This window comes from Billgrantia bachuensis, assembly GCF_011742165.1.
GTDB classification, from domain to species: domain Bacteria; phylum Pseudomonadota; class Gammaproteobacteria; order Pseudomonadales; family Halomonadaceae; genus Halomonas; species Halomonas bachuensis.
Genome location: NZ_JAAQTO010000049.1, coordinates 73,780 through 86,286 on the forward strand (window position 1 = coordinate 73,780; position 12,507 = coordinate 86,286).

Here is a 12,507-nt window from a genome sequence, read left to right on the forward strand (position 1 = left end):
AGAACAAGGAATCGAGCATGCCGAGCGTTCACGCCATCACCTATTCGCTCCTGCGTCGCCAGGGCATTACCACCGTTTTCGGCAACCCCGGCTCCAACGAGCTGCCCTTTCTCAAGGGCTTTCCCGAGGATTTTCGCTACATACTCGGCCTGCACGAAGGGGTGGTAGCGGGCATGGCCGACGGCTACGCGCTGGCCAGCGGCCGGCCGGCGTTCGTCAACCTGCACGCCGCGGCAGGTACCGGCAATGCCATGGGTGCGCTGACCAATGCCTGGTACTCCCACTCGCCGCTGGTGATCACCGCCGGGCAGCAGGCGCGCTCAATGATCGGCGTAGAGTCGATGCTGGCCAACGTCGAGGCGCCGCAGCTGCCCAAGCCGCTTGTCAAGTGGAGCTACGAGCCCGCCTGCCCCGAGGACGTGCCGCGCGCGCTGAGCCAGGCGATCCACAGCGCCTCGCTGCCGCCGCGCGGGCCGGTCTATGTCTCGATACCGCATGACGACTGGGACCGCGAAGCCGGCGACGATGCCGAGCTGGTGGTCGAGCGCGAGATCGACCACGCCGGCGTGCCATCGAGCGTGCAGCTCGAGCGGCTGGCGCAGCGGCTCAATGCCGCCGAGAACCCGGTGCTGGTGCTGGGGCCCGAGGTCGACGCCCGCCGGGCCAACGGGCTGGCTGTGGAACTGGCCGAACGCTTGAGTATGCCGGTGTGGGTGGCGCCTTCCGCCTCGCGCTGCCCGTTTCCCAACCGTCACCCGTGCTTTCGCGGCGTGCTGCCGGCGGCCATTGCCGGCATCGCCGCGCAGTTGGAAGGGCATGACCTGGTCGTGGTCGTGGGCGCCCCGGTATTCCGCTATCACAAGTACGCACCGGGACGTTACCTGCCCGAGGGTGCGAAGTTGGTGCATGTCACCGGCGACGCCAACGAGGCGGCCCGCGCCCCCATGGGCGATGCCCTGGTGGGCGACGTTTACGCCACCCTCGAGGCGCTGCTGCCGCACATCACGCCGAGCGAGCGGACCGTGCCCGAGCCGCTGCCCAAGCCGGCAGTGGTCGAGGATGGCGAAGGGCGCCTGGCCCCGGCGAACGTGTTCGATACCCTCGATGCGCTGGCCCCGGAGGACGCCATCTACGTCAAGGAGTCGACCTCGACGGTGGAGATCTTCTGGGAGCGCGTCGAGATGCGCCAGCCCGGCAGCTACTTCTTTCCCGCCGCGGGCGGGCTCGGTTTCGGCCTGCCGGCGGCGCTGGGCGTGCAGCTCGCCCAGCCGCAGCGTCAGGTGATCGGTGTGATCGGCGACGGTTCGGCCAGCTACGCCATCACCGCGCTGTGGAGCGCTGCGCAGTACCGCATTCCGGCGGTGCTGATCATCCTCAGGAACGATACCTACGGCGCCCTGCGCGGCTTCGCCCGCCACATGGCGGTAGACGATGCCCCCGGGCTCGACGTGCCGGGAATCGACTTTTGCGCGCTGGCCCGCGGCTACGGGGTCGAGGCGCGCCTGGCCGACTCCCGTGAGGCCTTGGAGGCTGCCTTGCAGGAAGGCTTCGCGATGGACCGGCCGCTGCTGATCGAGGTGCCGACCCTGCCCACCTGAGCCCCATCAAATAACCAATACAACGACAAAGAGGACACCGTCATGAAACACGCCATCTCACGCCTGCTGCTCGCCACCTCCGCGCTGGGGCTGTGCGCCTCGGTCGGCGCGGAAACCACATTGCGCATGGCGCATCTCTGGCCGGAGGGTTCGGCGGTCAACCAGGAGATCTACCGGGCCTGGGCGGAACGGGTGGAGCAGGATTCCGGCGGCGAGCTCAAGGTCGAGATCTACCCCTCGCAGACCTTGAGCAAGGCCGACCAGGCCTATGACGCGACGGTCAACGGCATCGCCGATATTGCCGTCACGCTGCAAGGCTATACCGCCGGGCGTTTCCCGCTCACCGAGATCGTGCAGTTGCCCGGGATCGTCAACAGCGCCTCACAGGGCGCGTGCATCCTGCAGACGCTCTACGACGAGGGCGACATCGCCGGTGAATACGACGACACCCGCGTGCTGTTCCTGTTCACCATCGGGCCGGCCTACCTGCATACCCGCGACACTGAGATCCGCACCCCGGCCGACCTCGAGGGGCTGCGCATCCGCCGCCCCAGCGAGGTGGCCGGCGAGATGCTCGCCAGCATGGGCGCTCAGCCCTTGGGCATGCCGGCGCCGGACATCTTCACCTCGCTGCAGCGCGGGGTGATGGATGGCCTGAGCTTTCCCTGGGAGGCGATGAAGGTGTTTCGCATCAACGAGCTGACGAAGTATCACCTGCAGGTGCCGTACTACGCCGGTGCCATCGTGGCGACGATGAGCCAGGCGAGCTACGAGCGACTCTCCCCCGAGATGCAGGCGGTGATCGACGAGAACAGCGGCATGGAATGGGCTCAGCAGGCGGGGCGGGTCTTCGACGAGCTGGACGAGGCAGGTCGCGAGGAAGCCGTGGCCCAGGGCGACACCATCCACGTGGTGGAGGATCCGCTCAACGACCCCGACTGGGCCGAGCCGCTCAACCAGGGCACCGAGAACTATCTCAAGCGGCTCGAGGAGCGTGGCCTGAGTAATGCCCGCGCCATCTACGAGAAAGCCATGGCATTGCGCGAGCAGTGCGAGGCGTAAGTGCTAGGCTCTGTTCGTAAAGTGCCTGCGCTCGGCCATACGGCGTTCAGAATCGCCACGAGAACATTCCACTACAACAATGAGGAGCACGCCATGAATACCCTGGACCTGCTGATCGGCGGCCAATCCCGGCCCGCCCACGAATCCACCACCTTCGAGCGCGCCAACCCCTTTACTGGCCAGGCCACGACCACGGCGGCGGCCGCTTCGGTCGATGATGCCAAGGCGGCGGCCGATGCAGCGGGGGCGGCTTTTGCCACCTGGTCGCAAACGGGCCCCGGCGAGCGGCGAATGAAGCTGCTCAAGGCGGCGGAGTTGATGGAAGCGCGCCAGACGGAGTTCATCGAGCGAATGGTGAACGAGACCGGCGCCACGCCGGGCTGGGCCGGCTTCAACGTGATGGTGGCCGCCGGCATGCTGCGCGAGGCGGCGTCGCTGACCACCCAGATCCAGGGCGACGTGATTCCCTCCAACGTGCCCGACAACATGGCCATGGGCGTGCGCGTGCCCTGCGGCGTGGTGGTGGGTATCGCGCCGTGGAACGCGCCGATCATCCTCGGCACCCGGGCCGTGGCCACGCCGCTGGCATGCGGCAACACGGTGATTCTCAAGGCCTCGGAGCAGTGCCCGGCGACCCATCACCTGATCGGCGAGGTGCTGGTCGAGGCGGGGCTCGGCGAGGGCGTGGTCAACGTGATCACCAACGCCCCGGCCGACGCGCCCGAGGTGGTGGAGGCGCTGATCGCGCATCCCCAGGTCGCTCGGATCAACTTCACCGGCTCCACCGCGGTGGGGCGCATCATTGCCGAGAAGGCGGCCCGCCACCTCAAGCCGGTGCTGCTGGAGCTGGGCGGCAAGGCGCCGTTCCTGGTGCTGGACGATGCCGACCTGGACGCCGCCGTGGACGCGGCGATCTTCGGCGCATTCTTCAACCAGGGGCAGATCTGCATGTCCACCGAGCGACTGATCGTCGATGCCTCGGTGGCCGACGCCTTCGTCGACAAGCTGGCCACGCGTGCCCGTGAACTCAAGGCCGGCGACCCGCGGGGGGAGGGCAATGCGCTGGGCACCCTGATCAACGCTGAGTCAGGCGAGAAGCTCAACGGCCTACTTGACGATGCCGTGAGCCACGGGGCGAGGCTCGCCAGCGGCGGCAAGGCCGAAGGAGTGGTCATGCCGGCCACGGTGGTGGATGGCGTGACGCCGCAAATGCGCCTCTATGCCGAGGAGTCCTTCGGGCCGGTGGTGGCGGTGATGCGCGTCGAGGGCGAGGAGGAGGCCGTTCGGGTCGCCAACGACAGCGAGTACGGCCTGTCGGCGGCGGTGTTCAGTCGCGACACGGCACGCGGGCTCAGGGTGGCCGGGAAGATCCGCTCGGGCATCTGCCACATCAACGCCCCCACGGTGCACGACGAGCCGCAGATGCCCTTCGGCGGCACCAAGTCGAGCGGCTACGGGCGCTTCGGCGGCAAGGCGGGTATCGAGGAGTTCACCGAGCTGCGCTGGATCACGATCCAGCTCGGGCCCCGGCACTACCCCATCTAGGCCCATTTAGCCGATCTGGCTATATCCGATGATGAAGGGAGGTGGGCATCAGCCTCCCTTGCGGGCCGCGATGATACGGTCGAGAAGGTCGAGTAGCCACTCGCGCTCGCCTTCTTTCATGAAGCTGTCGAAGTTGTCTTCGCCCGCGGCGACCTTGCGGTTGAGCCGCTCGGTGAATTCCTTGCCCTTGTCGGTGAGGTAGAGGGCGTAGGAGCGCCGATCGTTCTTCGACTTGCGCCGTTCCACCACCTCCATGCTCTCCAGCTTGTCGATGGCCGCCACCATGGCGGAACGGTCCACGTCCAGGGCGGTGGAGACCGCCGACTGGGTCAGCCCCGGGTTGTGGTAGATGATAGCGAGGATGCTGAACAGACCGGGCGTAATGCCCTCCTGGGCGCAAGCCTCGAAGAACACGTCGAAGTAGACGAGCTGCGCCCGGCGTAGCTTGTAGCCGAGGCGGGACTGCAGCATGGAGTAATCGATACCGTTCTGGTCGTCGTTGCTCATAGGTTGGTCGGCCCTGAGGTTGGGTGAGCCACGAGGCGGCAAGCAGCAAACAGCCTATCGGATAGCGGACGGCGAGGCCTGTCACGGTCTCCAACTTTAGTCGTGTCTCGGCCGTGAGAATCGTCACGGCGACACGACGTTATGAGCGTATCTTTTTGATGCTGAATGCTTATTCCGCCTTTCTTCGGTTCCCCGAGGATAATGTTATGCTGGCGAAATGTTTGACACGCCAACAATTTAAAAAAATACTGGACTCCATGTTACCAAGGCTCCCATGCCGAGGGTAGCGAGATGCCCCTTTCGATGCTGATAACGATCACAAACAGCCGGAGCGCCCATGTCTCACTCCTTTCGCGATGTCCACCTGGGCACCGCCACTGCCAAGCTGACTCTGCGCGATGACGGGACCCGACTTCTCAGCGTCGAGGAACCCCTCGGCGCCTATCCCGACACCTTGCTCGATTGCCTGGAGCGCTGGGCCCACGAGGCGCCGGATCGCAGCTTCGTGGCGCGCCGAGACGGCGCCGGCGAGTGGCAGCGCCTGAGCTATGCTGAGACCCTGACGCGGGTACGTAGCCTGGCGCAGGGGCTGCTGAACCACGGCCTGAGCGTCGAGCGGCCGCTGGCCATCCTCAGCGGCAACTCCATCGAGCACCTGCTGCTGGCGCTGGCGGCAATGTACGTGGGCATCCCCTTTGCCCCCGTATCGCCGGCCTATTCGCTGGTCAGCCGCGACTTCGGCAAGCTGCGCCATATCGTCGAGCTGCTCACGCCGGGCCTGCTGATGGTCGACAAGGCCGAGAACTTTGCCCCGGCCCTGGCGGCGGTGCAGCCCGCCGACTGCGACTGCGTGGCCGTGGATCCGGCAGGATTTCCGGGCGTGAGCGCCTTCGACACGCTACTGGATACGCCCGTGACTGCGGCGGTGGAGGAGGTCCGTGCGGCCGTCGGCCCCGAAACCATCGTCAAGTTCCTGTTCACCTCAGGCTCCACCGGCATGCCCAAGGGCGTCGTCAATACTCACCGCATGCTCTGCGCCAATCAGGAAATGCTGGCCTCCCTGATGCCTTTCATGCGCGACGAGCCACCGGTACTGGTGGACTGGCTGCCCTGGAATCACACCTTCGGCGGCAACCACAACGTCGGCATCGTGCTCTACAACGGCGGCAGCCTCTACATCGACGACGGCCGCCCGGTGCCGGGCGAGTTCGAGACCACCATCGCCAACCTGCGCGAGATCGCACCGACGGTCTACTTCAACGTGCCCAAGGGCTTCGAGATCCTGGTGGATTACCTGAAGCGCGAGGATGACCTGCGCGAGACCTTCTTCTCACGGCTCAACCTGATGTTCTTCGCCGCGGCGGGGCTCTCTCAGCACATCTGGGACGAGCTCGACCGCCTGGCCATCCGGACCCTGGGTTGCAAGGTGGGCATGCTGACCGGCCTGGGAGCTACCGAGACCGCTCCCTCGGCGATGTTCGCCTCGCTGGAGGAGTCCCGCTCCGGCGTGGTGGGCCTGCCCGCCCGCGGAGTGTCGATCAAGCTGGTGCCCAACGGCGGCAAGCTGGAGTGCCGGGTGAAAGGGCCCAGCGTGATGCCGGGCTACTGGCGCCAGCCCGAGGTCACCGCCAGGAGCTTCGACGAGGAGGGCTTCTACTGCCTGGGCGATGCGGTCAAGTTCATCGACCCGGACGACCCCCAGCGCGGCATGTGCTTCGACGGGCGCATCTCCGAGGACTTCAAGCTCGACACCGGCACCTGGGTCAGCGTCGGGCCGCTGCGGGCGCGCATCATCGAAGCCGGCGCCCCTCATGTGAAGGACGTAGTGATCGCCGGGATCGACAAGCCCTATGTCTCGGTCATGGTGTTCCCCGACTTGGAGAAGTGCCGCGAACTGGCTGGGCTGGGCGGCGCGGCCGATGCCGCCGCGGTGCTGGCAAGCGAGCCGGTGCGCGAGCGCTTCCTGCAGATGCTGCGCGACCTGGACGCCCACAGCACGGGCAGCTCCACCCGGGTACGTCGCCTGGTGCTACTCGCCGAGCCGCCGCGCCTGGACGCCCACGAGATTACCGACAAGGGCTCGATCAACCAGCGTGCCGTGCTGGAGAACCGGGCCGGGATCGTGGCTGAGCTTTACCGCGAGCCACCGCCTCCGAACGTATGGCGGTTCGACTAAGCGCTCATGGGGTATCACTTATGCTGACCCATGCCCACGCCGGAAAGCGAGTAGGGCGACTGCGACCACATCGACAACAACGTGGTGTCAGCTTCTGAGATGGGTGTTCATAGGAAGGTTCGACTAGCTTACTTCGGCCCGGCGAGTGCGCGACTCGCCGGGCTTTTTACGCTGGCTGAACCGCAGTGGCCGCTTCCAGTGTCGCCATGAAAGCACCAGCGACGGCGTCCAGCATGGCGTCGCCGGCCAGGGAGGGTGGGTGCCAGAGGTGCATGTTGCGCTCGCCGAAGTCGGCTTCCACGGGCAGGCTCTGCAGGCCGAAGCGTGGGGCGCCTATATCGGTGACGCGCTTGGGCATGATGCTGAGATAGTCGCCTGTGGGCAGGATGTTCAGGCAGATCATGGCATCGCCGGCCAAGGCGATATGGGTATTCACCTGCTTTAGCCCGGCCTTCTGCAGGCGCTCTACTGGCGACTCCTCGAACTTTGCATAGGTGGCGATATTAACCCAGGGGTAGCCGACCAGGTCGCCGATCTCGACGCGCTCCTTCTGGGCCAGGGGGTGATGCCGAGAGGCGAAGATAGCCAGGCGATCCTCGAAGAGGGTGATGCGGTCCAATTCCTGGCTCGCCGAGATCACCGTCGGGGCTACGGCGATGTCCAATTCGTCATCGTTGATCTGTTCGAACAGTCGGTAAGGGGTATCCACGCGGATCAGTAGCGAGAGGCTGGGGTAGTCGCGCATCAGCGCTTCGGTGACGGTGTGCATCAGCAGACTGGCCACCAAGGGACCGACTCCGATGCGTAGCTCACTCTGCATGCCCAGGCCGAAGCGGGTTGCGGAATGCTCGGCTGCCCATACCGATGTAGCAATGGCACGTCCCTGCCTGGCCAGCACTCCCCCCAAGGCCGTTTGTCGGACCCCGTGGCGGCTGCGGGTGAAGAGGCTTCCGCCGGCCTGCATCTCCAGCGTTTGCATGTTCTTGGTCAACGTCGGCTGGCTGATGTGCAGCTTGCTAGCAGCCTGACTGATGGAGCCACAGTCGAGGATGATAGCCAGCTGCATCAGGTGTTTGGCTTCCATGATGGTCCCGTTATTAATATTCAAAAATTTATTTCAAAGATATTAAAAAGGAATTTTTGGAATCGCAATGCCTGAGTCATGATACCCAAGGTGCACGCTACGTTTACTCATCAATAAATAGGTATTACAACAATGCGTATGAGAATATTTGGGGCTTCCCTGGCCCTCTGGGCCGTGACCGCCACGGCCCAGGCTCAGACCCTGCAGCTCGATGGCGGTGGTGTCGTCTCGATCACCGGCATCGTTCCCCAGGCCATGGCTACCCATACCCCCAAGGAAGGGATCAGTCTGCAGGTGATAACCGGGCAGACCCTGACCCGCTCGCTGATGCGCGTGGCCGCCGGCCAATTGGACTCCTCGGTGGTGCCCACCCCGGCATTCAGGGCCATGCAGGAGGGTGTCGGTCCCTACGAGAGTCACGGCGACCAGGCTCGCCAACTGGCCGGAAATGTGCGCGCCTTGAGTGGCCTGCCCGGCAGCACTTTCCATGCTATCGCCTGGGCCGACTCCGGTATCGAGTCTTGGGAGGACCTGCGCGGCAAGTCGGTTTACATCGGGCCGCCGGCCGGGATTGCCAGCCTGCAAATCACCGGCATGATCGAAGCGGCCTCCGGCCTGGTCGAGGGCGAGGACTACGAGGGGGAGCGTGCGCCCTGGGGCATCGCCACCCAGAGCTTCCAAGATGGCCATTACGACGTCCTTGTCATATCCGCCCCGGTGGGCCAGCAGTCGCTCAACGAGCTGAGCCTTCAGCGCCCCATTCGCATCCTGGGCATTCCCGAGGCGGTGGTCGACACACCGGCGTGGGATGCCTACACCGAGCGGGCCGGGATGACCTATTCCACCATCCCGGCGAGAACTTACGAGGGGCAGGTCAACGCCGACGAGGATCTGCTCACCGCCTCCAACGTCATGTTCCTGGCGGTACACAAGGACATGAATGAGGACGTCGCCTACCGCTACACCAAGGCCTATCGCGAGAATATCGACGCCATGAAGGGTTCCAACGCCCTGCTGCGCGCGGCCGAGACGAAGGATCCTTTTCTCGGCGTCAATGCCCCCTTGCACCCCGGCGCCGTGCGCTACTACCGGGAGCGGGACGTGGAGATTCCCGAGTCCCTGCTAGCCGAATAACTTCGGGCCCACCGTCTCCGCACACCATGCTGCTGGGGTGACAAACAACCGACTGTTAGCCGGTGCACTAGCATTTGCCTCCTTACTAACGGTTACACAGATTCCCGCAGCGATCTTTAGCTGAGGGAGCGGCCACTTGCAGTGCAAAAAAACATACAACATCAACAAGATTGGTAGCACACTATGACGACAGCGACACGACTGGCGCTCGCGCCTCTGACCCTCTCTCTTGCGGTAACCTTCTCCGGCGCGGTAGTGGCCAACGATCATCACGCCGGCCCGAATTTCTCCGGTACTCTGACGGGGGGCGTGCTGAACGTCCAGGATCGCGATGCCGACCTCTGGGCCTTCAAGGCCGAGGCTGGCCTGGGTGGGGTCTATACCGTCAATGATGGATTGCGCATTCGCTATGATTTGGTAGCCGATTTCGCCAATGCCATCAACTCCGTGGACGAACAGACCTGGACGCCGGGCGGCCATCGCCAAGATGACGGCGAAATCTACATGCGCACCGCCCGAGTTTTGCTGATGACCGATTACGGCACGATTGGCCTTCAGCCGCGGGTGCCTTCCGGCTTCTGGGGGCATATCTATCGCAACGTGGATGTCTTCGAGTACAACCGCTTCCACGGCCAGACGGGACAGAACGCCATCTTCGGGCAGGCCGAGCAGGGCAGCGACGTATTCTCCTACGGTTCCCCCCGCTTCGGCGGTTTCCAGTTCATCGGCGCCGTGCTGACCACCAATGCTCAGAACGACCAGGATTTCGATGTCGTGACGGGGCGCCTGGTCTACGACCAGGGACCGCTCAACTTCGGTGTCGGACATACACAGGTGCGCCGCCCGGGTATCGATGACCTGCATCGCACCTCCTTCGGTATCGGCTACGACTTCGGCATGATTCAACTGGGCGGGGTCTACGAGCACAACGACGATCGTGAGAACAACGAGAGCCCGGCCGACTTCGATGCCTGGGGCGTCAATGTTTCGGCCAGTCTGAGTGATGCCTGGTCGGTCTCACTCGGCTACGCCGAGAACGACAAGAATCTCGAACTCGACAACGACGCCTTGGTGGGCACTATTCGCCGCCACTTCAACCACAATGTCTATGCCTTCCTCGAGGCGGGCCGCTACGACCGTACCGACAACAACGTGGCGGCGGGCCTCAGCGTCAGCTTCTGAGGTCGGCTTCGCAGAAAGAATTCGCTAGTTTGCTTCGGTCCGGCGAGGTGCATACTCGCCGGCCTTTTTGCTACCAATCCTATTCAAAAACTTTTATTGGAGAATCCAAAAATGAATTTTTGGAATGGTAATGCTTGAGGCATTATGACCAAGGAGCACTTCGTTTATTTCTCGATATATAGGTTTACAACAATGTACATGAGAACTCTTGAAGTGACAGTCTCCGCCCTCCGGTCTTGTCGAGAGCGAGGGCGAAGCTCATGACAATCGATAACACGCGCTGGATAAAACGCCTCAGCAACCTGCTCTGGATACTCGGCGGCATTGTTGCCCTGCTAGGGCTCGCCAACGTCATGCCGAGCTATCAGATGCTGCCGCGTATTGGGCCCTTCTCCCTGGAGTGGTTCCGCCCCACCTTCTTCGCCTTCTGCGTGACCATCGCTATCGTTTACTGTTGGCGGGAGCGGTTGGTGAGCGGCCAGTCGCTGTCGACGCTGCGCATCGCGGGTGACCTGGTGCTGTGGGTGGCGGCGCTCTACAGCTGCTACCGCTACTACGAAGTCGGCATGGAGATGCTCTATTCCATCGTCTTCTTCGGCCTGCAGGATGCCGTGATCGCCATTGTCGGCGTGGCGGTGGCTATCATTACCTGCTGGCGGCTGTGGGGGGCACCGATCGCCATTATCGGCATCCTGGCCTTTCTCTACCTGGCCACCGGCCACTACTGGCCAGGCGCGCTGCAGACCAGCGGCGGCGATATCCTCGACAAGCTGGCCGAGAACCTCTGGTTCGGAGCCGACAACGGCGTGCTCGGTAGTATCTTCGGTATCATCCTCAGCACCGTGCTGCCCTTCATCATTCTCGGGGCCGTGCTGGATGGCTGTGGCGCCGGCGGCTCGATGATCCGCATCTCCTTCTCGCTGATGCGCGGGTTTCGCGGTGGTCCGGCCTATTCGGCGATTCTCGCCTCCGGCATGTTCGGCACGGTGTCGGGTAGTGCCGTAGCCAACGTGGTGGGCACCGGAGTGGTCACCATTCCGATGATTCGTCGACGCGGTTTCTCCGGCAACTTCGCCGGTGGCTTGGAGGCCAGCGCCTCGGCCGGTGGCCAGATCCTGCCGCCGATCATGGGCGCCGCGGCCTTGGTAATGGCCGACTATGTCGGTGTGACCTACTTGACGGTCATCACTGCCGTGTTGATTCCCGCCGTCGCCTACTATTTCAGCCTCTTCCTGGCGGTCTACTTCGAGGCGCGCAAGCTCGGCGTCGCGGCCAATGAGGATGAAGTGGCCGAACACGTCGAGCTGCAGGACTGGCTCAACCTGCTGCTGATCGTGGCTCCGCTGGCGATCATCGTCTTCCTGCTGATCGGCGGCGCCTCGCCGGCCGGGGCGTCCATCACCGCGATCTTCGCCCTGATCCCGCTGAGCCTGATCAACCCCAGCATCCGGCGGCAGCCCCAGCGCCTGGCCATTGCCATGGCGGAGGGCGGGGTCACCGTGGCGCGGCTGTCCATGGCGATCGCCGTGGTGGGCATCATCGTCGCCGCCCTGGCGGCCACCGGCATTCCTTCCAAGTTCGCCGTGCTGCTCTCGGGGGCTTCCAACTACTCGCTGTTCGCGGCGCTGGCGATTACCGCTCTGGGCTGCATCGTGCTGGGCATGGGCATGCCGACCCTTCCGGCCTACATTGCCATCATCGTGGTCATGGGTCCGACCCTTCAGGCCTTCGGCCTGGAGCTGCTCACCGCCCATATGTTCGTGTTCTTCTTTGGCATCGCTTCGGTCATTACGCCACCGGTGGCCATCGCTGCCTATGCAGCGGCGGCGATCTCCGGCGGCAAGCCGATGGCCACGGCAGTCACCAGCACGCGCATAGCGGCGATGATCTTCCTGATCCCCTTCGCCTTCGTCTACAACCCGATCATGTTGACGGTGGGGGCCGCCGGTGCCGACTTCAGCCTGGCCGCCTACCTGTGGATGATCGTGCAGCTGGCGCTGGCGATCTACCTCACCGCTTCGGCGCTGGCTCGCTTCGACCGGCAGCGGATCGCCCTGCCCGAGGCCGGCATACGCTTCGCTGCAGCCGTGGCCCTTCTTTCACCCTATCCACTGGTCAGCGTCGCCGGCCTGGTGCTCGGTCTCGGCATGATCGCGCTGCATGCCCGGTTGCCAGTGAAGCCCGGCGGCTGCCAAGCCGTGCCGGAAACCTGAGCCCAA

At 64.3% G+C, this 12,507-nt stretch carries 9 protein-coding genes; 7 read left to right on the forward strand and 2 right to left on the reverse strand.

Annotated features, from left to right (window positions below; genetic code table 11):
* Positions 1-17 precede the first annotated feature (17 nt).
* The 3 genes from mdlC to HBJ55_RS17180 all read left to right on the forward strand — a co-directional run bounded on the left by mdlC (position 18) and on the right by HBJ55_RS17180 (position 4,205).
* Positions 18-1,598, forward strand: a complete 1,581-nt coding sequence (mdlC, locus tag HBJ55_RS17170; protein WP_206022732.1) for a benzoylformate decarboxylase — start codon at positions 18-20, stop codon at positions 1,596-1,598.
* Positions 1,599-1,640: 42 nt separating this feature from the next.
* On the forward strand, positions 1,641-2,660 hold the full coding sequence (locus HBJ55_RS17175) for a TRAP transporter substrate-binding protein (RefSeq protein WP_167117770.1): 1,020 nt from the start codon (positions 1,641-1,643) through the stop codon (positions 2,658-2,660).
* 93 nt (positions 2,661-2,753) lie between these two features.
* Positions 2,754-4,205 (forward strand): aldehyde dehydrogenase, encoded by a 1,452-nt coding sequence (locus tag HBJ55_RS17180; RefSeq protein ID WP_167117773.1) that lies wholly within the window; start codon positions 2,754-2,756, stop codon positions 4,203-4,205.
* A 48-nt stretch (positions 4,206-4,253) separates the two neighbouring features.
* Here HBJ55_RS17180 and HBJ55_RS17185 read toward each other — a convergent pair whose 3' ends face one another.
* A complete protein-coding gene (locus HBJ55_RS17185; protein ID WP_111414999.1) occupies positions 4,254-4,712 on the reverse strand; it encodes a MarR family winged helix-turn-helix transcriptional regulator in 459 nt (152 codons plus the stop codon).
* A 337-nt stretch (positions 4,713-5,049) separates the two neighbouring features.
* On the opposite strand from HBJ55_RS17185, the gene HBJ55_RS17190 reads away from it, so the two are divergent.
* Positions 5,050-6,888: a feruloyl-CoA synthase gene (locus HBJ55_RS17190; RefSeq protein ID WP_167117776.1), complete on the forward strand. Its 1,839-nt coding sequence runs from the start codon at positions 5,050-5,052 to the stop codon at positions 6,886-6,888.
* 166 nt (positions 6,889-7,054) lie between these two features.
* Here the strand turns inward: HBJ55_RS17190 and HBJ55_RS17195 are convergent, their stop codons facing one another.
* Entirely contained in the window at positions 7,055-7,972 is a 918-nt protein-coding gene (locus tag HBJ55_RS17195; RefSeq protein ID WP_167117779.1) for a LysR family transcriptional regulator, read from the reverse strand.
* 132 nt (positions 7,973-8,104) lie between these two features.
* Between HBJ55_RS17195 and HBJ55_RS17200 the strand changes: the two genes are divergently transcribed.
* From HBJ55_RS17200 to HBJ55_RS17210, 3 genes are all read left to right on the forward strand, one after another.
* Positions 8,105-9,106 carry a TAXI family TRAP transporter solute-binding subunit gene (locus HBJ55_RS17200; RefSeq protein ID WP_240936169.1) on the forward strand — a complete coding sequence of 334 codons (1,002 nt, stop codon included), beginning with the start codon at positions 8,105-8,107 and terminating at the stop codon, positions 9,104-9,106.
* Positions 9,107-9,289: 183 nt separating this feature from the next.
* A complete protein-coding gene (locus HBJ55_RS17205; protein ID WP_167117782.1) occupies positions 9,290-10,288 on the forward strand; it encodes a porin in 999 nt (332 codons plus the stop codon).
* 260 nt (positions 10,289-10,548) lie between these two features.
* Positions 10,549-12,501, forward strand: a complete 1,953-nt coding sequence (locus tag HBJ55_RS17210; protein WP_167117785.1) for a TRAP transporter permease — start codon at positions 10,549-10,551, stop codon at positions 12,499-12,501.
* The last annotated feature ends 6 nt before the right edge of the window (positions 12,502-12,507 follow it).